Annotated in this window: 23 protein-coding genes; 11 read left to right on the top strand and 12 right to left on the bottom strand. The window is 65.9% G+C overall.

Annotation, left to right across the window (positions count from 1 at the left end; genetic code table 11):
- Together M9921_15610 and M9921_15605 are read left to right on the top strand one after the other, a co-directional pair.
- On the top strand, positions 1 to 484 hold a 484-nt coding region (locus tag M9921_15610), incomplete at its 5' end, for a hypothetical protein (protein MCO5298275.1).
- A 19-nt stretch (positions 485 to 503) separates the two neighbouring features.
- Complete coding sequence (locus tag M9921_15605; GenBank protein MCO5298274.1) at positions 504 to 1,262, top strand: glycoside hydrolase family 16 protein; 759 nt, start codon at positions 504 to 506, stop codon at positions 1,260 to 1,262.
- A 7-nt stretch (positions 1,263 to 1,269) separates the two neighbouring features.
- Here the strand turns inward: M9921_15605 and M9921_15600 are convergent, their stop codons facing one another.
- The 6 genes from M9921_15600 to rplK all read right to left on the bottom strand — a co-directional run bounded on the left by M9921_15600 (position 1,270) and on the right by rplK (position 5,907).
- Positions 1,270 to 2,211 (bottom strand): hypothetical protein, encoded by a 942-nt coding sequence (locus tag M9921_15600; protein MCO5298273.1) that lies wholly within the window; start codon positions 2,209 to 2,211, stop codon positions 1,270 to 1,272.
- 20 nt (positions 2,212 to 2,231) lie between these two features.
- Positions 2,232 to 3,128: an aminoglycoside phosphotransferase family protein gene (locus tag M9921_15595; GenBank protein MCO5298272.1), complete on the bottom strand. Its 897-nt coding sequence runs from the start codon at positions 3,126 to 3,128 to the stop codon at positions 2,232 to 2,234.
- A gap of 12 nt (positions 3,129 to 3,140) precedes the next feature.
- The gene (locus M9921_15590) at positions 3,141 to 3,818 is read right to left on the bottom strand and encodes a hypothetical protein (GenBank protein MCO5298271.1); all 678 of its coding nucleotides are present in this window, start codon (positions 3,816 to 3,818) and stop codon (positions 3,141 to 3,143) included.
- Between the two features lie 71 nt (positions 3,819 to 3,889).
- The gene (locus M9921_15585; GenBank protein MCO5298270.1) at positions 3,890 to 4,807 is read right to left on the bottom strand and encodes a M28 family peptidase; all 918 of its coding nucleotides are present in this window, start codon (positions 4,805 to 4,807) and stop codon (positions 3,890 to 3,892) included.
- On the bottom strand, positions 4,783 to 5,373 hold the full coding sequence (locus M9921_15580; protein ID MCO5298269.1) for a 5'-nucleotidase C-terminal domain-containing protein: 591 nt from the start codon (positions 5,371 to 5,373) through the stop codon (positions 4,783 to 4,785). Before M9921_15580 ends, M9921_15585 begins: the two co-directional genes overlap by 25 nt.
- 108 nt (positions 5,374 to 5,481) lie before the next feature.
- Entirely contained in the window at positions 5,482 to 5,907 is a 426-nt protein-coding gene (gene rplK / locus M9921_15575; protein MCO5298268.1) for a 50S ribosomal protein L11, read from the bottom strand.
- A gap of 134 nt (positions 5,908 to 6,041) precedes the next feature.
- Between rplK and M9921_15570 the strand changes: the two genes are divergently transcribed.
- The 4 genes from M9921_15570 to M9921_15555 are packed head-to-tail and all read left to right on the top strand — an operon-like array spanning position 6,042 to position 9,299.
- Positions 6,042 to 7,238: a 2-oxo acid dehydrogenase subunit E2 gene (locus M9921_15570; GenBank protein MCO5298267.1), complete on the top strand. Its 1,197-nt coding sequence runs from the start codon at positions 6,042 to 6,044 to the stop codon at positions 7,236 to 7,238.
- A gap of 2 nt (positions 7,239 to 7,240) precedes the next feature.
- Complete coding sequence (locus M9921_15565) at positions 7,241 to 7,966, top strand: gamma-glutamyl-gamma-aminobutyrate hydrolase family protein (protein MCO5298266.1); 726 nt, start codon at positions 7,241 to 7,243, stop codon at positions 7,964 to 7,966.
- Entirely contained in the window at positions 7,963 to 8,403 is a 441-nt protein-coding gene (locus M9921_15560; protein MCO5298265.1) for a biotin/lipoyl-binding protein, read from the top strand. The genes M9921_15565 and M9921_15560 overlap by 4 nt, the downstream gene beginning before the upstream one ends.
- Complete coding sequence (locus M9921_15555) at positions 8,400 to 9,299, top strand: hydroxymethylglutaryl-CoA lyase (protein ID MCO5298264.1); 900 nt, start codon at positions 8,400 to 8,402, stop codon at positions 9,297 to 9,299. The genes M9921_15560 and M9921_15555 overlap by 4 nt, the downstream gene beginning before the upstream one ends.
- Positions 9,300 to 10,105: 806 nt before the next feature.
- Here the strand turns inward: M9921_15555 and M9921_15550 are convergent.
- The 6 genes from M9921_15550 to M9921_15525 form a co-directional block, all read right to left on the bottom strand.
- A complete protein-coding gene (locus M9921_15550; protein ID MCO5298263.1) occupies positions 10,106 to 11,299 on the bottom strand; it encodes a glycosyltransferase in 1,194 nt (397 codons plus the stop codon).
- Positions 11,300 to 11,302: 3 nt separating this feature from the next.
- Positions 11,303 to 11,887: a helix-turn-helix domain-containing protein gene (locus tag M9921_15545; GenBank protein MCO5298262.1), complete on the bottom strand. Its 585-nt coding sequence runs from the start codon at positions 11,885 to 11,887 to the stop codon at positions 11,303 to 11,305.
- 76 nt (positions 11,888 to 11,963) lie between these two features.
- Entirely contained in the window at positions 11,964 to 12,968 is a 1,005-nt protein-coding gene (queA, locus tag M9921_15540) for a tRNA preQ1(34) S-adenosylmethionine ribosyltransferase-isomerase QueA (protein ID MCO5298261.1), read from the bottom strand.
- Entirely contained in the window at positions 12,955 to 13,662 is a 708-nt protein-coding gene (locus M9921_15535) for an HAD-IA family hydrolase (GenBank protein MCO5298260.1), read from the bottom strand. The genes queA and M9921_15535 overlap by 14 nt, the downstream gene beginning before the upstream one ends.
- Positions 13,659 to 14,204, bottom strand: a complete 546-nt coding sequence (locus M9921_15530; GenBank protein ID MCO5298259.1) for a thymidine kinase — start codon at positions 14,202 to 14,204, stop codon at positions 13,659 to 13,661. The genes M9921_15535 and M9921_15530 overlap by 4 nt, the downstream gene beginning before the upstream one ends.
- Before the next feature lie 35 nt (positions 14,205 to 14,239).
- Positions 14,240 to 14,569: a zinc ribbon domain-containing protein gene (locus M9921_15525; GenBank protein MCO5298258.1), complete on the bottom strand. Its 330-nt coding sequence runs from the start codon at positions 14,567 to 14,569 to the stop codon at positions 14,240 to 14,242.
- Positions 14,570 to 14,699: 130 nt separating this feature from the next.
- Here M9921_15525 and M9921_15520 point away from each other — a divergent pair, with 130 nt between their 5' ends.
- The 5 genes from M9921_15520 to M9921_15500 all read left to right on the top strand — a co-directional run bounded on the left by M9921_15520 (position 14,700) and on the right by M9921_15500 (position 19,608).
- Complete coding sequence (locus tag M9921_15520) at positions 14,700 to 16,520, top strand: Rne/Rng family ribonuclease (protein MCO5298257.1); 1,821 nt, start codon at positions 14,700 to 14,702, stop codon at positions 16,518 to 16,520.
- Between the two features lie 61 nt (positions 16,521 to 16,581).
- The gene (locus tag M9921_15515; protein ID MCO5298256.1) at positions 16,582 to 17,094 is read left to right on the top strand and encodes a DUF2500 domain-containing protein; all 513 of its coding nucleotides are present in this window, start codon (positions 16,582 to 16,584) and stop codon (positions 17,092 to 17,094) included.
- A 29-nt stretch (positions 17,095 to 17,123) separates the two neighbouring features.
- Entirely contained in the window at positions 17,124 to 17,732 is a 609-nt protein-coding gene (locus M9921_15510) for a hypothetical protein (protein MCO5298255.1), read from the top strand.
- Entirely contained in the window at positions 17,732 to 18,493 is a 762-nt protein-coding gene (locus M9921_15505; GenBank protein MCO5298254.1) for an MBL fold metallo-hydrolase, read from the top strand. Before M9921_15510 ends, M9921_15505 begins: the two co-directional genes overlap by 1 nt.
- Positions 18,494 to 18,828: 335 nt before the next feature.
- Positions 18,829 to 19,608, top strand: coding sequence for a FliA/WhiG family RNA polymerase sigma factor (locus M9921_15500; GenBank protein ID MCO5298253.1), 780 nt, complete (start codon positions 18,829 to 18,831; stop codon positions 19,606 to 19,608).
- The last annotated feature ends 2 nt before the right edge of the window (positions 19,609 to 19,610 follow it).

The raw sequence follows: 19,610 nt of genomic DNA, 5'->3' as shown, positions 1-19,610 counted from the left end.
CGTGCCGCCAACGGCTGCGCGCCGCGTCTCGAACGAGCGGTCGCACCTTCTGGAGAATGGGCGATCCTTGTGGGAGGCGTGGTTGGACGAGGAGGCTGGGGGGCCTCGCGTGGTGGGGCGCAACGAGGCGTTCGTGACGGTGGTGCCGTACTTCGCCCGCTACCCGTACGAGGTGTGGGTCGTCCCGCTGGAACCGGTCGATACGCTCGAAGCGATGGACCCCCGCCAACTCGACGGCTTGGCTGAAGCGCTGCTCGAGGTCGCGCGGCGCTACGACCGGCTGTTCGGGTTTTCGCTTCCGTACATGATGGCGATGCACCACGCGCCGCGCGGGCACGAGGGCGGGCGTTTCTTCGTGGAGTTCCTTCCCCCGCACCGCACCGCCGAGAAGCTGAAGTACCTGGCGGGCAGCGAAGCGTGCGCGGGGGCGTTCATCAACGACACGCTGGCCGAGGAGAGCGCGGCGCGGCTGCGGGACGCGTAGGCTCAAGTAATCTGACTCCATGCTCGCCGCCTGCATGATGCTCGCTGCCCAAGGGGCGCAGATCCCTGCACCCATGCCCGGCTACCAACTGGCGTGGCACGACGAGTTCGACGGATGGAGGATCGACCAGACCAAGTGGAAGCCGTGGGCGCTCGGCCCGAGGCGGGATGCCGTGAACGTGCCCGAGGCGGCGCGGCTCGATGGCCGGGGACAGTGTTACATCACCACACGCCGCGTGACGGGGCCTGATGGGAAGTCCTTGATCCAATCCGGAGGCATTTGGACGCGCGGCACCTTTGCGCCGCGGTATGGCTACTTCGAAGCGCGCATCCAGTTCCAAACGCAACTGGGGCACTGGGGCGCTTTCTGGCTGAACTGCGACGGGATGGGGAACCCGCCCGACGACCCGAACAGCGGCACGGAGGTCGACATCGTGGAGTTTCACCAGCGGATGGCGGGTGGCGGGGAAGTGCAGCACAACCTGCACTGGAACGGCTACGGCGATCGGCACAAGAGCACCGGCGCCAAGGTTGGAGACCTTCGCCCCGCGGAGGAGTTCCACACTTACGGCGTTCTTTGGGAGCCCAAGGGCTTTCGGTTCTTCGTGGATGGGAGGCAAACGTGGGTGCCCAAGTCGGACGCCCGCGTGGTCGTTTCCAGCCGGCCCGAGTACCTGATCCTCTCGCTCGAGGTGGGTTCCTGGGCGGGGAATATCCAGGATGCGACGCTGCCCGACTGGATGATCGTCGATTGGGTTCGGGTCTGGCGGAAACCGTAGGACCGGATCAGTGGCTCTTCTTCCGTCGTTTCACGCTGGACGGCACCCAGCGACTACCCCTTTTCTCGAACTCGATCTGGAGGGTGTCTCCAAGAACAAGGGACGGTGAGTCGTCCCTGACAAAGTTGCTTGTGGTGCTCACCCAAGGCTCTCCCCGCGGGTTGTCGAGGAGGACGTTCCAGATGGCGGACCGAAGCGCCGGTGGGACGAGGGCGTCGAAGGAGCGCTTGTCGTCTGCGACGTAGGCTCGCGAGAGGTCCTCGAGGGTGGCAAGTGGTGTCTCGCGCCTCTGGTCCAGAGTCTGCTTGAATGCGCTTGCCGAACGCGTGAATCGGAGGTCGTGGATCAAGAGAGGCCCCACATGGGCGGCATTGAGGTACTTCGGGTAGACGCGTGTCATCGACACGACGACGTTCGGGTCGATGGTTCCATGCCGTCGAAGAAACGTCGTGCCCTGGGCGGACATGGCGTCCCCAGGAAAAAGAGACTGCTCAAGCTCCCACTTGCCGCCCTGATTGGCATAGATCCGGACGTTGGGCCGAGACCAGTTGCCTTCGGCGGAGGCATCGCCGCACTGAACGAGCTCGTCGCCCCGGAGCACCGGAGGTTCGAAGAGAACCCAGTCGGAGTCCTCTCCTTGGGGTCGAGGTAGCTTCTGGACGCGGAGCGCTTCCTTCTCCCGCCAAATCACGTACTGATCGCAACCCGTGCGGTTGTAGCCCGCGTTCCCCCAGACGATCCGTGCCGAGTCGTCGACCAGTGTCCGCGCGATGGGACCCTGCTTGCTTCGGCTGTACGGAACGACCAGCGAGTGGGCCTTCATCGTCTCAAGGACCGTCCTGTGAAAGGCCGTCCCCGTGAGGGGGGAGTCCCGAAGCGCGAGCGCGAGGTCCGCCTCGAAGGAGCCGGACAGTACCAACGACCATGCGAGGAGCCAGGCGCCGATCATCCTGGGAAGGCTACCTGCGTCTAGAAACCAATACCGAAGAGTTCGGACATCGTCTCGCGCAGCTTTGGCCACCCATCGGGTCCGAAACGCCACCAGCGAGGGTCGTAGAGTTCGGGATCGAGTTCGCGGATCTCCCAAAGGGCAAGGGAAAGGCCGTTCCAAAGGGCCCGGGCGACGAAGCCCTTGTCCGGCGCACCTCCCTCGGCGCGGTAGCCCTCGAGCATGGCGGGCAACGCGAAGACGGGCATGGATGCGAACTCGAAGGCGGGATCGCCGATCGCGGCGTCCCCCCAATCGATGAGCGCGGTCAGTTGGCGCGTCTCGGGGTCGACGAACACGTTCCAGGGGTGAATGTCCTGGTGCAGGAGGACGCGCCGCCTGCACCGCCCGAGTTGCGGTTGCACGGCCTCGATCCAACGACCGATTTCGTCGGCGTCTCGCGAGCCGATCCGGTCGCGCGCCACGGCGCGCCGCAGCGATTGGCGCGGGTCGCCACGTTTGCAGCGGCGCAGATGGGGGAGCACGTCGGGGGGCGGGAGGATTCGGCCGAGCCGTGCGATTTGTCGCCCGATTTCGGTGAATGCGGGTTGATAACTTCGCGGATCGTCCTTGCAGTAACCGAGGAGGACGCCGGATGCGCGTTCCCAAATCGTGTACGGGCGCGGCGCGTGCTCGACCTTCAGGTCGCAGCCGACGAGCCTCGGCGCGCAGATGCCCGCCTCCAGAACCAAGGGCATGACGGCCTCTTCGCGGGCCGCCTCGTCATCGCACCCTTCGGCCACGGCGATGCGCAGCACGTGCGCGTCTCCCACAAGCCACGCCTCGTTGACCATGCCGCCCGACGGAAGAAGCGCCGGTTCGCCCTCGATCCCGTGCCGCCTCGCCAGGGTGCGGATCAAGTCCGGGGAATAGGGCATGGCAAGCGGGCCTTAGAACTCGATGCGGAAGCGGTTGGCGCCTTTGGGGTTCCTTTCGAGCAGGACCACCTCTTCGGTGAGGCCCCGCGTGAGCTCTTTCACCGAGCGCTCGCCATCCTCCATCCCAAGGGCCCAGGCGTTGCGGAGGGCCTCGCGCGCCTCTTCGACGCCCATCTGTCGAAAGCGCAGGGCCTTCATCTGCTTGTTGATCCGCTCTGCTCCGTGATTCGAGCCCGCGACGAACCCGTAGTGCGTCCGCTCCTGGTAGTCCCCGTCGTAATCCACGATGTAGTAGCGATCGCCGGGAATCGACTCGCACACCTGCGCGAAGAAGGAGCGTGCGACGACGGGCGCCGAGGAGAAGTCCGAGAACGTCTTCTTGAGCGGGGAGCTGAGCGCGGTGACGACGCGCTGGATCGTGACGTCGCGGGTGGAGCGGTTGTATCCCTCCATGTGAGCGAACTCGATGGCGCCCATCCGCAGGTTCTCGACGTCGCTTTGTTGGCCGATGGCGCCGTATGCGAGCCGGTCGTAGATCTCGTAGATCTTGCGCGCCTGGCGACGGTAGGTGAGCATCAAGACGCCCTCGTTCAGGGACGCTGCGAGCACGGGCGATCCCGACTCGAGGCGAGCCTCGACGAATTGGGCGCGGTGTCCGATCGCTTCTTGCCAGTCAAAGGGAGTGAGCATGTTCTAGATCTTGGGTGTCAAAGAGAGTCCACTTTGCGCCCTCTGCGTGAAACTTTGGACGCTCTGTTAGCCTACCGCTTGAAGCGGTACGGAGGATCTTGGGTCAGCCAGCTCTCGAGCGTCTGCCCCACGGCCCTCAGAGACTCGGGCGAACAGTTCTCGGGGGTGTCCGTGACGGTGTGCCAGTGGTCGAGGTGGTTGAAGTCGATGAGGTCGATCGTCGGCAGCCCGGCCTTGTTCATCGGAATGTGGTCGTCTTCGATCAACTGTCCGTACACCATCGGGAACGTCCGCGGCGCGATCTTCTGGGCGTGCGCGTAGAAATCTCGCAGGAGCGATTCCGCGTAGCCGAAGCTGTTCATCTCCATCGGGATGCGCACGTTCTTCACGCCGACCATGTCGATCAGAATCCCGTATTCCGGACGCGGGTCGGGAAGGCTCTTCATGAACGCGCTGGCGCCGAGGAACATCTCGTCGAGGCCCGGACCGAGATCCTCGCCATCGGTCATGAGGTACAGGATGCCCAGATCGGGGTGCCGGCCCTTCAGGACGCGCATGAGCTCGAGCAGGACGGCCACGCCGCTGGCGCCATCGTTCGCGCCCAGCACGGGCTTGGATCGGTTGGCGCTCCCGGGGTCCTGGTCGGCGTAGGGTCGCGAATCCCAGTGGGCGACCAGCACGACCCTCGTCTTGGCGTCCTTCCAGTTCTGGTCGCCGAGGATGTTCCACATCGTGACCTTCTTGTTCGTCTGCGACCAGATGTGGGTGAACTCTTGAAGGCGGACGTTGTCGCACGACTGCTTCATCGCCTCTTGGATGTAGTCGCGCGCTTTGAGGTGGGCGTCCGTACCGGGAACGCGGGGCCCGAAGTCGCACTGCTTGATCAGGTGGGACCACGCTTTGGCGGAGTCGAACTCCAGCGGGGAGGGAGGCGCGCACGCCGAAGTGGCGAGGGAGGCGCCCGCTAGAAGGGCGAGGAGCCGACCCACCGTGGCTCGGTTTCGACGTACCGCTTGCCTTTGAGCACGCTTTCGACCGTCATGTTCTCGAACGTCTTCGTAATCTTGGACTTGTCCCATATTTTGAAGTACCCCAGACCCCCGCGACCAAGCGAGGACGGCATGGCAACCGAATACGTCTTCTCGTCTTCGAGCTTCGAGCCCGAAGCGGTGACGGACGTGACTCGGCTTCCCGCATCGGCGGTCTTGGAGAACTCTACTTCAAACCCGGAGATTTGAAGGAAGCTCGTGTTGGGAAGCGGGTACAGGGACAGCGTGCGTTCGAACGCCTGGCGAATCTGGGCGCCCGTCAGTTGAACCAGAACGACCTGGTCCGTCGGGTACTGAAGCAGGGACGCCAGGTTGTCCTGCTGGAAGGTGTCCTTGACAAGGCCGGCGGCAAGGAACGCCCCATCGGCGCCCGTTGCGTCGCGCAACAGGTCGGCTGCTGCCTGCGAGGGCAGATGGGACTCCGTGCCCGGGCCGTCGCCAACCCTGGCGGAAACCAGGGCGACACCGACCGCCAAGCCTAGAATCAAGGTCCAAACACGCATCATCTTCAATCCGTCAATCGAATCAGTACTCGTAGGACGGGTGACCGGTCCGATCCGTTACGGCCTCGACGGACGCTTTTCGTATCGGGTGTTCCGAAGCGGAACGCGAGGCTACTGCTGGATCTTCACACCCATCGATCGGGCGGCGCCCGCCACGATGCGCATCGCCATCTCCTCGTCGGTCGTGTTGAGGTCGGCCATCTTGAGTTTGGCCACCTCGCGCAGCTTGTCCCGCGTGAGGGTGGCGACGGTCTCCATCTTGGGGTTGCCGGCGCCCTTTTCAATGCCTGCGGCACGCTTGATCAGGTCGGTCGTGAGAGGCTGCTTCACGATGAACGTGAACGAACGGTCCTCGTAAACGCTGATCTCGACGGGGAGGGTGAAGCCCATCTGCTGGGCGGTCATCTCGTTGAACTTCTTGAGGAACTCCATCATGTTGATGCCCGCCTGGCCCAGCGCGGGGCCTACGGGGGGCGCCGGGGTTCCTTTGCCGGCGGCGATGTTGAGCTTGATGACGCTGGTGATCTTCTTAGCCATGTTCTAATCCTGGTTGCGGTGTGTCGGTTCGCAGAGAGGGGGAAGCGTCATCTCGAACCACAGCACGATAGGATACCTCGGTTGAGGCGGCACTCCTGCACGCGCCGCGTTCCGCCGTGTCAAACTAGGAGCGTATGCCGACCATCTCCGTTCGAATTCCCCAGATCGGCGAAGGCCTCCAGGAGGCCCGCCTGGTCGCCGTCCTCAAGCAGCCCGGCGATGCCGTCAAGCGCGACGAGCCCATCTACCAGATGGAGACCGACAAGGCCGTCATGGACGTCGAGTCTCCCTACGAGGGCACGCTCGTCAACTGGCTGGCAGAAGTCGACGCGATCCTGCCCATCGGAGGAGAGGTGGCGACGATGGAGGTCGCCGAAGGGACCGAAGCGGTGGCGGGCCACGGCTCCCCGGACGCCGGATCTTCCGAAACCCAATCCGCCCCGCGCAAGGCCGCTTCGGACGGCGCGGCGGGACGCAACCTGACGATTCCGCCCCGCACGAGGGCCTACGCCAAAGAGAAGGGCCTCAGCGAGGCCGACCTGGCCGCCGTTCCCGTCGCCGGATCGAAGCTGATGCCCGAGGACATCGACGCGTATCTTGGCGCCGGAGGGACGGCCGCCAAGCCTGCGGCGACCTCGGCGGCCGGGCCGTTCACCGAGGTCGAGATGGGCGGCAAGCAACGCCTGCTCTCCTCCCGCCTCGTCCGTGGGGCGCAGCTGGTCGTGCCGGGCACGATGACGGTCGCCGCCAACTGGGGGCCGGTGGAGCGGCTTCGGGCGCGCATCAAGCAGAGCGGTTCCGACTTCCAGCCGTCCACCTTCACCATCTTCGCGTTCGCCGTCGCCAAGGCCTTGGCGAACCACCCGAAGTTCCGCTCGACCATGGTCGGGGATTCCGTGATCCGTACGTACGACCACGCGTCGCTGGGGATCGCCGTCGCCCTTCCCGGCGACGAGCTGGTCCTGGCCGTCGTCGAGGACGCCGACACCTTGGACTGGAAGACGTTCGCCACCACGTGCCGCGAGCGGATCGCCGAGGCGCGCAATGGCCACGACCAGGCGCACGAGGGCGTCACGATCAGCCTCACCAACATGCAGGCCCACAACATCCGCGAGGCGGTGCCGGTCGTCGTCCCGCCCGGCGTGGCGACCCTGTTCCTTGGCGAGAGCTACAACGGACTCGACTCGGAGACCGAGGAGATCCGCCTCAAGAGGCTGGTGAACCTGGGGCTCACGATCGACCACCGGCTGATCAACGGGGTTGGCGGCGCGGAGTTCCTGAACGAGGTTCGCACGAACGTCGAGACCATCGACGCCCTGATCTCCTTGTGACGATGAAGCCGATCATCGGGATCACGGTCGAGTGTCGCCACGAACCGGAGAACGGCCGTTCGCGCGGCACGTTGTCCCTGAACTGGAACTACGCCGAGCGCGTGGCGGCCGCGGGGGGCGTGCCCCTCTTGATTCCGCCGCAGGCCGAGATGGCCGAGATCGCTCCCCTGCTCGACGGCTGGCTGATCCCCGGCGGCTACGACATCGACGGGCGCGAATTCGGGCAACCCACGCACCCGAAGGCCGAACTGCAGGACCCCGCCCGGTTCGCCGGCGAGAAGGCGCTCTTCCACGCGCTCGCCGCCGAAGTGCCGATCCTCGGCATCTGTTACGGGTGCCAATTCCTCAACGTCGTTCGCGGAGGCGGAATCGTCCAGCACATCCCGGATCTCGTTGGGCACGAGGGTCACGCGGGCGGAAACCCCGGCACTTGCCCCATCGAAACGGACTCGCTCCTCCACAGCATCGTCCGGGTCGAGCACGTGACGGGGTTGAGCTTCCACCACCAGGCGTGCGGCGATCCCGGCGCGGGTCTTCGCGTCGTCGCCCGCGCGGAGGACGGCGTGGTCGAGGCGATCGAGGCGGACGATCGGCCGTGGCTGGTCGGCGTCCAATGGCACCCGGAGCGTACGCCGGAAGACCCTGCCACCCAGCGGCTTTTCGCCAGTTTCGTAGACGCGGCGCGCCGGTTCCGTGCGACGCGGCAGGGCCCCGTGGGGGCGTTGTGAAGCGGCTCGTCAACGGGGTCGAGGTCGAGTTGCCCAACCGTCCCGCCACACCCCCCCGGCGCCTGGGCGATCGCTGGATCGTGCCGACCCCCGAAGGAACGTTCACCGCCGCGTCGGTGCGCGTGGGCGACTCGGTCCACGTCAGCTTTCGGGGAAGGCAGTTCCTCGTCGAGAAACCCAGCCGCGCGCGGCAGGCGCTCCAGCACGCGAGCGGCGAGATGCACGCCCCGATGCCTGGGCAGGTGGTCGAGGTCTTCGTGCGGCAGGACGAGCAAGTTGCGAAGGGGCAGCGCCTGCTGGTCCTCGAAGCGATGAAGACGCAGCAGACGTACGCGGCGCCGTTCGACGGCGTAGTCGCGAAGCTGGCGGTCGCGGCCGGCGAACAGGTGGCCGAGGGGGCGTTGCTCGTGTTGGTCGAGGAGGCGCCGACCGCTTGATCCGCATCCTCGAGGTTGGCCCTCGCGACGGCCTCCAGAACGAGGCGACGCCGATCCCCACGCCGGTCAAACGGCGGTTCATCGAGCGCCTGGCGGCGAGCGGCCTGCAGGAGATCGAGGCGACCAGCTTCGTCTCTCCCAAATGGGTTCCCCAGTTGGCGGATGCCGCCGATCTCTGGCCGCAGCTTCCGAACGGGCCCCGCTGCTCGGCGCTCGTTCCCAACGCCAAGGGGCTCGAACGGGCGCTGGCGTGCGGGGTGCGGGCCATTGCCGTGTTCACGGCGGCGAGCGAGGCGTTCACCGAGCGGAACATCAACACGACGATCGCAGGCTCCCTCGACGCCTTTCGCGAACTGGTCCCCAAGTTTCGGCAGGCGGTTCCCGATGGGTGGGTGCGGGGCTACGTCAGCACGGCCTTCGAGTGTCCGTACGCGGGCCGCGTCGAGCCTGGCGCGACCGTTCGGGTGGCCCGCGCGCTCCTCGACCTGGGGTGCGACGAGGTCAGCCTCGGCGACACCATCGGCGTGGCCGTTCCCGCCGAGGTGCGCGTTTTGACCCAGGCCGTATCGGCGGAGATCGGGATCGACAAGATCGCCTACCACTTCCACGACACGCGCGGGACGGCCGTAGCCAACGTCGCCGAGGCGCTCGAGTCGGGGGTTCGCGCATTCGACGCGAGCGCGGGCGGTCTGGGAGGTTGCCCGTACGCCCCCGGGGCGGGTGGAAACCTCGCCACCGAGGACCTCGTTTACTTCCTCGAGCGCAGCGGCATTGCTACCGGGGTGGACCTTCAGCTCTTGGCCCAAGCGAGCCTGGAGGTGCTGGATACCCTGGGACGATCGCCTGCGGCGAAGGCCCAGCAGGCCGCGCTGGCTGCTGCGTCGCCCCCCAGATGACGATCGCGGCGCCGATCGCCGCGACGATGCCGGTCGACACCCACTCCTCCCGGTTGAGTTTGAACTCCTTCCAGTTCACGATCAGGATGCAGAGACCGATCGGCACCAGGGCCGGAAGCGGCCCGGCGAACAGCACGATGCCCATGTAGACCAGCAGCGTGGGGATCAGCCACCGAAACGTCTCTGCCGCCCGCATCTGGAAGCGGAACAACGCCACGAAGAACATGCCCATGAAGAGCAGGTCCGCCGGCCCGACGTAGGCCGTGGCCGCGACGGGGCCGTAGGCGGGATTCTCCTGGATCTTGGGAATGGCGAATCCGATCGACGGCAGCAGCTCCGGCTGCGCCTGCATGAGCTTCTGGGTGAATCCCATGGGCGTCAAGACCAAGAACAGGTCGAACGCGGCGAGAAACAGCGAGACCGGGAGGAGGAGGTTCTTGTCCTTGAGGATCGTTGCCAGAAGCGCGCCGAGTCCCGCGCTCCACAGGACGAGGCCCGCTTGCGAGAGGGCCAGCGCGATCGCGGGCGCCAGGCCCACGCCCAGTGCGCCTCCCCGCGCCAACGCTCCAAGCCCCAGATGAAGCGCCAGCCCGAGGACGATGAAGGTCCCCGCCAGCCGAGGCGTCCACGGGTGGTCCGCGGCGCGAAACAGGCCCAGGATCGGCAGCGCGATGAACACGATGCCCACCAGCACCTCGACGAAGACGACGGCGTCGCCCGGGAGCGGCAGGTACCCGAGGCCGACGTTGAGCAGCACGAGCACGCCCAGCGCCGCGAAGAACTGGGGAAGCCCCGAGCGACGGGATTCAGGCGAGGACAATGTCGTTCTCCCGGACCCGTTCGCGCGACCGGGCCTCCATCGCGCGGTGGTACACCGCGACGACCTTCTCCGCCATCGCCTCGGAACCGTACTGCCGCGCGAGGCGAACCGCCCCTTCGGACAGGCGCGCGTGCAGAGGCTCGTCGGCGAAGATCTCCAACACCCTCTCGGCCATTTCGCGCGGTTCGTTCCGCACGACGAAACCGTTCTGCCCATCCACGACGCCGGCGCTCGCACCGCCGCCGCCGACCACTACCGCGGGAAGCCCGTAGGTGCCGGCTTCCTGGACGACGAGGCCCTGCGTCTCGGTGATCGAGCTGAACACGAACAGATCGGCGGCCGCATAGTACGGGTCCACCTCGTTGCGGGCCACCTCCCCGACGAAGTGGACGCGGTCGCCGACGCCCGCGCGGCGCGCCATCGTGGTCGCCTCGCCACGGTACGGGCCGTCGCCGACGAGCCACAGCCGCAGCGAGGGGTCCTGATCGAACGCGAGGGACGCCATGTCGAACAGGAGCCCGAGGTTCTTCTCGCGAGCCAACCGCCCCACGTAGAGCAGCATGCGTTGCTGGGCGGGAATCCCGAGTTTCGATCTTGTTTCCGCCCGGTCGTGCATGGCGCGGGGAGGGGCCCCTGTGGGGATGACCGAGGCCGGCGTGCGCACCGAGTGCCGCCGCAGCCAGCGGAGCGCCGCGGCGCTCGGGGTGATCACATGGTCCACCCGGTTGTAGTAGAAGTTCGTGTGTTTGGCGATCTTGTGCCGCACGTACCGGCGAGGGAACAGCGGGATGTAGTGCGCGTACCGGTCGTAAAGGGTGTGGTAGGTCGAGACGATCGGAATCTCGTGGGACTGGGCCCAGCGGAGTCCCACGAGTCCGATCGGGCCGGGCGTGTGCGTGTGGATCAGGTCGTACGCGTGCTTCCGGAACCGGTGCAGCATCCCGTAGTAGGGGGGCGTGGCCACGGGGTAGCCCTTCGACCAGGGGGTTTCGAACGCCGGAAAGCGGAACGTGTTCGGATCGGGATCGCGATATCCGGGAAAAGCCGCGGTGTAGACGTGGACCGAGTGGCCCGCGTTGCGCATCTCGCGCACGAGTGCGTCGATGCTGACCGCGACGCCGTTCAGGATGGGAAGCGTGCTGTCGGAGAACAGGGCGATGCGGAGCGCGTCGCCAGCCACGGCTTACGCCTCGGGGAAGCGCCCGTGGGCATCGACGAAGCGGACGACGTTGCTGAGCCGGAATCGGCGCTGGCCGCCTTTGGTCCGGTGGTGCTGGAGCCAGCCGCGGTTGGTGTAGCGGCGCACGGTGGCCGGGCACACGCCGAGCAGGCGGCTCGTCTCCTCAAGGGTGAGTTCGGGATCGAGAAGCCTTCGGATCAGCTCCTTGCGCGACTCCTTGAATTCGCCGCGGTAGTAGTTGGCGGTCACCGCGTCGTCGAAGAAGCTGGTGAGGAACTCGATGCTCTTGGGCAAAGTCTCCCACGTCTCCTGCAGTTCGGGGTCCACCGAGCGGGCCGTCTGCTTTTTCGCGCGCCTTGGGCGCGGGGCGCTCATCGTGGTCTTCCGGAACCGCGGCGCCTTCTCCGTCTCCGCCTCGTCCGGCGCGGCGTGTTTGCCGTTGCTCCGGCCATCGCCGTCCACGTAGTCCTTCAGCGTGGGGAAGGATTCGTCTAGCTCCGGGCTGGGCAGGTCCTCCGGCTTCTTCTTTTCCGTATCGAGAAAAGCGCTCTCGATGTAGGCCAGCGGATCAAACTCGTTGGTTCTCAAAATGGGATTTCCTTCGCAAGGCGGTGCGGTCGGGATAGTTTACATAAAATCGAGCGGAAATGCCCCTGGCGGGGGGTCAGAGAAGGACCATCGAATCGCCAAAACTCAAAAACCGGTAACCGTTTTCCAGGGCCTCGGAATAGGCGCGAAGCACATTCTCCTCGCCCGCCATCGCGGCGAGCATCGAGAGCATCGTCGTGCGGGGCATGTGGAAGTTCGTGAACATGCCGTCCACGCTCAGGAATCGGTAGCCGGGCCGGATGAAGAGCCGAGACACCGCCTCGCCCGGCTCGATCGCGCGGGGTCCCTTCGAGAAGGTCTCGAGAGTGCGCACCGAGGTGGTCCCGACGGCGACGACGCGCCCCTTGCAGGCGGCCACCGCTTCCGCCGTGGCTTCGGGAACCGCGCACCGCTCGCCGTGCATCGGGTGGTCGTCGAGGTCGTCGGCCTGGATGGGGCGGAACGTGTCCAAGCCCACGTCGAGCGTGACGAACGCGATGGAGGCGCCACGCGCTTCGATCGCCTCGAGGATCGCGTCCGTAAAGTGGAGCCCGGCGGTGGGCGCGGCCGTGCTGCCGGGGGTGCGCGCATACACGGTCTGGTAGCGCTCGGGATCGTCGAGGAGTTCGTGGATGTAGGGCGGCAGCGGCACGCGCCCGACGCTTTCCAAGGCCCGGTCCAAGCCCCGCGGGTGGTGGAGGGAGACCAGCCTTCGCGCGTCGGGGAGAAGCGCCTCGACACGGCCCGTGATGCCGCCCTCGAACTCGGCCGTCGCGCCGGGTCGGAGCTTTCTTCCCGGTCGAACGAGCGCTTCGAACCGGTCCTGGCCCGCCGGGCGAAGGAGAAAGAACTCGACCTGCGCGCCGGAGGGCTTGGCACCGATCAGGCGCAGCGCCGTCACCCGGGTGTCGTTGAGGACGAGCAGGTCCCCTTCGCGAAGGAGGGTGGGGGCGTCCCGAAACGCCAGGTGGGCGACGCGTCCGGACGACGGGTCGAGGTGGAGGAGCTTCGACGCCGCGCGATCGGCGAGCGGTCGCTGGGCGATGCGGTCTTCCGGCAGGTCGTAGTCAAGAGGCCTCATGCGAGTTACCGGCGAGAAGCGGAACGTCGAGCAGGGATCGCACGATGGGGGGCGCCGGATCGATCGCGGCGCGGTCGAGGAGGATCGCGCCCATGCCGAACTGCTGGGCGCCCCGCAGGTCGTCGACCGGGTTGTCTCCCACGTGCAGGGCCTCCGCCGGTTTCGCGCCGAGCCGGTCCAGCGTGATGCGGAACAGTTCGGGATCGGGCTTTTCGGGCCCCTCCTCGAGGGAGGCGACCACGAGGTCGAAGTAGCCTTCGATCTCGAGCATCGCCACCACGCGGTGGAGGGAGTAGTCCCAGTTGCTCAGGATGGCGAGCCGGTGGCCGGCCGCCCGAAGGGCCTCCAAGGCGGGAATCGTGTCGTCGTAGAGGCGGAACACCTCGCTTCCCTTGGTGTAGAGTCGGCGCATGACCACCTGCGTCAAGGGCTCCACCTGGCTGGGGTCCTGATCGAGCCGAGCCAGCCACTCCCGCGTGAGGGCGCGCCACCACTCGTCGCACGTGTCGGGGTCTCGGGTGAGATTGAGCTCCCGGTAGTGCCCCCAACGGGATCGGAGAAGGTGGTCGTAAAGGGAGGCCGCCGCGTCGTCCTCGATCGATAGGCCCACTTCGTGGGCGCATTCGATCGCAAACGCGACGGGGTTCCACCGGACGTCGATGAGCGTCCCGGCCGCGTCGAGCGTGATCGTCATGGACGCGCCTTGCGTGTCCCCCGGAGGGAGTAGCACTCTCGACAGCGCGCCTCGTAGCTCTCCGTCGCGCCGATGAGGATGATGGGGTCGTCCTTGTGCGCGGGCTTGCCGTCGATCACGCGGAACGTGTGGCTGGCGGGTGCGCCGCACTTCATGCAGATCGCGCGGAGCTTCACCACCTCATCGGCCACGGCGAGCAGTTGGGGCATCGGTCCGAACGGCTGCCTCCGGAAGTCCTGGTCGAGCCCCGCGAGCACGACGTCCCGCCCTTCGTCCGCGAGGCGGACGGCGAGATCGACCAGCGAGGCGTCGAAGAACTGCGCCTCCTCGATGAGCACGATCTGCGTCTTGGGATCGATGTTCGATTCCAGTTCGCGCACGGAGCGCACCGGCACGGCGCTGTGTTTCACGCCCATGTGCGTCACGACGCTCGACTCGTCGTATCGGGAATCGATCGCGGGTTTGAACACCTGAACGGTGCGCTTGGCGTAGAGGGCGCGCCGGGCGCGGCGGATCAGCTCCTCCGATTTGCCGGCGAACATCGATCCGCAGATGACCGTGAGCTGGCCGGGGCGTCTCAGACGTCGTCCTCCAACTCGCCGGCCATGTCGGCTTCGAACATCTCCTCCATGTCGTCGGCCATGTCCTCGTCCATGGCCTTGCCCATCTCGCGCACCATCTGGCGCATCTCCGAAGGGCTGTCCGGCTCGCCCATCGTCTCCAACTGGTCGGCCAGGGCGTCGATGCGATCGTCCTCGGACCGCACGCGGGCAAAGCGGCTCACCAGCTTGCGCGTTTTTGCGGATCCGCAGTGCGGACACGCTTCGTCGTCGGACTCCGCGGTCATCCCGATGAGGGCGTTGAACCGCTTGCCGCAATCCTCGCAGCGGAACTCAAAAACCGGCATCGACCCATCTTACCGTCCGCTCCGTTCGACCCGTCCCGTGCGTCTTGGTACAATGGAGATGACCGCTGTCGGGGCGAACAAGACGCCCCACGCCTGCGCCCGAAAGGGCCGGGTCCAGAAAGGATTTGCATTGAGAAACAATTCAGGAAAAGGCGCGACTCGGAGCCGCGCGAGGCGAAAGCCCGAAAGCTCCACACGCTCGCGCAGCGCGACCAACGGTCGCACAACCGTCGAGATCGTCGTCAACTGCAGCAACCGCGAAACGCGGATCGCCATCCTTGAGAACGGCGAACTCATGGAGTACCGCGTCGAGCGCGAGGAACGCGTCGTCGGCAGCATCTTCAAGGGCATCGTGCAGAACGTGCTCCCGGGCATGGACGCCGCGTTCGTGGACATCGGTTTGGAGCGGAACGCGTTCCTCTACGTCGCCGATATCCTGCCCGACGAGCCTCTGGGCGACAACAGCCCTGCTTCGCTCAAACGCAGCGAACTGCGGCGCCGCAAGATCAAGGACCTGCTCAAGTCCGGCCAGGAGGTGATGGTCCAGGTCACCAAGGGTCCCCGGGGCACCAAAGGGGCCCGCGTCTCCACGCGCATCGCCCTGCCGGGCCGTTACGTCGTGCTGATGCCCGAGACCAAGCAGGTCGGGGTGAGCCGGAAGATCGAGGATCGTTCCGAGCGCGAGCGCCTGCGCCGCGTCGGCGACGCGATCGTGCCCGAGGGGTTCGGCCTGATCATGCGCACCGAGTGCGAGGGGCGCACCCAAGCCGAGCTGGCCGCGGACGTGAACTTCCTCCAGGTCGAGTGGCAGAACGTGCTGCGCGCGGCCAAGCGGCAACGCGCGCCGGCGTGCGTCCATCGCGACCAGACGCTTCTCTACCGCACGGTGAGGGACCTGTTCGACGACGAGATCGATCGTCTGATCATCGACGACCCGGACGAGTACGAGAAGGTCCATCTCGTCGCCGGCATCGTGTCCCCGAAGTTGCGGGACCGCATCGAGATGTACGATCGCGACGAACCTGTGTACGACGCCTTTGGAATCGAGCGCGAGCTGGACCGTCTGCTGCAGCACAAGGTGTGGCTGAAGTCGGGCGGCTATCTCGTGATCGACGAGATGGAAGCCCTGACCGCCATTGACATCAACACGGGCAAGCAGGTGGGCACCACGTCGCTCAACGAGACGATCGTCAAGGCGAACCTCGAGGCGGCGGACGAAGTCTGCCGCCAACTGCGGTTGCGCGACATGGGTGGCATCATCGTGATCGACTTCATCGACATGGAGTCCGCGGACGACCGCAAAAAGGTCCTCACGGCGTTCACGAACAAGCTGTCGCGCGATCGGGCCCGCACCCGGGTCGGCCGCATCTCCTCTCTTGGCCTCGTGGAGATCACGCGCAAGCGGACGGGAGAGTCCGTCACCGAGGCGATCTCCGACGTGTGCCCGATGTGCCTGGGGCAGGGAAGAATTTCAAGTAAGGAGACCGTTTCCCTGTGGATCGAGCGCGACCTGTGGCGGCGCGTGGGTGAGCCGGGAAACGCATTCCTGATCGAGTGCCACCCGTCCGTCGTGGAGGCGCTGATCGGTGCGGACGGCGAGAACTCGGAAGAGCTCGAGCACGAGATGCGACGGGGAATCTACATCCGCGCGAACTTCGACATGGAGTACGAGGAGTACGAGATCCACTCGGGGACCATCGAGGAGTTTGACCGGAAATACATGGGTTTTCGCCGGGCCCAGGTGCTCGAGTGCAACGTGCGCCGCTCCGCGTTCGAGAACGCGAACAAGGTGGTCGGCTGGACCGACAATGGGTACTACATCGAGCTTCTGGATGGGGCCGAGTACATCGGCCACCGCGCCAAGGTGTGCATCCACGACATCCGCCGCTCCTACGCCGTCGCAGACGTGATCCTGCCCGGCGCTCCCGCACCCTCGCGCAGCGTCACCTGATCGGGCGTCCGGGGCATCGAACCGGCCCTCTCCTCCGTACTTAGAGGAGAGGCGTCGAGTCATGACGGACGAGCAACGCGAAAAAGCGATCGGCTGTTTGGTGTTCGCGGCGTTCGGCTTGGTCGGACTGGGTGCGATCGGCTTCGTGATGCTGATGGGCGGAGGCGCCCTCCGCATGGCGAACTCGCAAGGCAAGGACCCTTCGCTGCTCATCCTCTCGGGTTTCGCGGCCCTTTCGATCCTGTTGGGATTCGGCTGCGCGATCCTCGCGCTGGTGTGGGGGCTGGGGAGAAACCGTCGGGCGCGTTCCGCCGAACCCGAGTTTGCAAGGGTCCGGATTCTGGCCAGGTACGCGCTGATGCCCGGGACCTCGGAGATGATGTTCAGCGATTTCGATCCCGATTACCCGGGGATCCGGTTCTTTGCGCGCGTCCGGTTCGAGAACGGTGCCGCGCGGGAGCTTCAGTGCGCGTACCCCGTCTTCTCGATGCTCGGCGAGGGGATGACCGGCACCGCGACGGTCCAAGGCGATTGGATCAGCATCTTCCAGCCGGCCCGGGCTGTCGAGGGCTAGCCGTACGCGGCCCGTCTATAATCTGGCGGATGGCGGACTTGGCAGAGATTTGGAGCGAGGTGTTGCCGGAGGTCCGCAACGCGGTGACGGGTGTCGGCGTCTGGTCGGCGCTCAACGCCTGCAAGCCCTTGGTTCTGGAGGACGGTGTGCTGGTGATGGGTCTGCCGCACAACGACTCGGAGCTTGCGGGCCACCTCCGAATGGCGCACACGAAGCGCCTGATCGAAAACGGATTCGCCGAGCGGATGAACGCGCCGGTGACCCTGCGCATCATCGACGGCGTCGAGCCGGCGGATTACGAGGCGGTCAAGCGTCGCGACGCCGAAGCCCGCCGACTCCAGGAAGCTGCGCTCGAGAAGATGCGCGCGGAGATGTCCGCCCGCAGCAACTGGGAACAGGTCTACGAGCAGCTGAGCCGCCGCTACGCGGCCATGAGCAACAAGTCGCTGCCCCAAAACCGGGCCCGTTTCCTCGAGGAGGCCATTGAGATCGTGGCCAGCGCGCGTCGGGACCAGGGCGAGTACGACGAGCCGGGCGAGCGGAGTTTTGCGCGGTGCATCGAGCGCGTCGCGCAGTACTCGGACGTGCCCAGCGCGCTGATCGCAGCGGAAGTGCTCAAGCGCTCCGGCGAACTCTGATGGCCACGGCCGTGATCTTGGGCTCGGGGACGAGCAACGGGGTCCCGATGTTGGGCGTGGAGTACCCCGAGGCGTATCTTGCCGAGCCGAAGAACCACCGTTCCCGCTGTTCGCTGCTGCTCGAGGGCGAGGGGGGCAACGTCCTGGTGGACTGTCCGCCCGAGTTGCGGCTCCAACTCCTTCGCGAGCACGTTCGGATGGTGGACGCCGTGATCCTCACGCACACGCATGCGGACCACGTCATGGGGATGGACGACCTGCGTTCCTTCTGCATCGTCGGCAAGCGCGACATGCCGATCTACACCCTTCCGAGGTACCAGCAGGACATCCGCCGCATCTTCGCTTACGCGTTCGAACCCCTGCAGGCCGACGTTGAGGTGCCACGCTTCGACCTGCGGGACGCGCCTCTCGTCCTGCACGCGTGCGGCTTCGAGATCGAGCTTTTCTGCGTCGTTCACGGGCCGTGGCCCGTCCTTGCCTTGCGGGTGGGCGACTTCGCGTACGTGACCGACGTGGGGGAGATCCCCCCGGAGGCCGAGGCGCACCTTCAGGGGTTGGAAACGTTGGTGTTGGACGCGGTGCGCAAGCGACCGCACCCGAACCACTTCCACTTTGAGAAGGCGATCGAGGTCGCCCAGCGGCTCGCCGCGCGAAAAACGTACTTCACCCATCTCAGCCACGACTACGATCACCATGCCACGAACGCGATCTTGCCCGACGGAATCGAACTGGCTTACGACGGCCTTCGCATTCCGCTTTAGGTTCCCGAGCCCGAAAACCTCTCAGAAACTGCGAGGGTTGCCCTGCAGAGGGCCCGCAAGATCGCCAGGATTAGAGAGTAGCCCCGAGGGAGACGGAGCAATCGTCGATGGCAAAGGTGGTAGCGGGATTGGCAGGTCTGGTGGCCTTGGCGGCGGGAATTCTCGCCCAGGTCGATCCCATTACATGCCTTTGGCGTGCGGGCCTCGCATTTTTGCTGGGTTTGATTGGGACTCAGCTATGGTACGTGTTCTTTACAGTGAGGATTCAACCGCACGGGCCAGAGTAAGCGCTTGGTCGCCCAGAGGGTGCGGCCAGGGAGATTGAGGAAGGAATTATGCCGTTGTCGCCAGAGCAGCTCAAGCGATCGTGGGTGGACTTCAAGGTCTACAAGAACCCGGAGGCGCGCGCGCACCTCATCAACCACTACTCGTACCTCGTCAAGATCACGGCGGGCCGCCTCGTCACGAGCCTTCCCGGCGGTCTGGATCGGGAAGACCTGATCGGCGCGGGCGTCATCGGTTTGATCAAGAGCGTCGATCAGTTCGACCCGACGCGCGACGTCAAGTTCGAAACGTACGCCATCGCCTTGATCCGTGGCGCGATTTTGGAGATGCTGCGCGACGAGGACTGGGTCCCGCGATCGATTCGAGAGAAGCTCAAGGCGCTCGATCGCACGATGATGGCGCTCGAAACCAAGATGGGCCGACCGGCGACCGACCACGAGATCGCCGAGACCATGCAGATGAGCCAGCAAGACGTGTCGGAGCTGATGGTGCGCATGGGCCGCACGAATGTGTACAGCCTGGACGACATCTTGACCACGGGCGACGGCGACGACCACATCCACTTTGTCGAGCTGATCGTCGACGAGAACGCGAACCCGGAGGGCGAGGTCGAGGGACGCGAGGTCCGGCGGCAACTGGCCACCGGTGTGGACAAGCTGCCCGAGCGCGAGCGGCTCGTGGTCGCACTCTACTATTTCGAAGGCCTGACCTTCAAAGAGATTGGCAAGGTGCTCGGTGTGAGCGAGTCCCGCGTCTACCAACTGCACACCCAGGCCATGACCCGGTTGCGCAACTTCATGCAGCAGGAGGGCGGGGTCCCGGTCCGCTAGGA

It is taken from the genome of Fimbriimonadaceae bacterium (genome assembly GCA_023957775.1).
GTDB lineage: Bacteria > Armatimonadota > Fimbriimonadia > Fimbriimonadales > Fimbriimonadaceae > JAMLGR01.
Note: the sequence above shows the minus strand (reverse complement) of the source record. Positions and strands in the feature narration are given on the sequence as shown.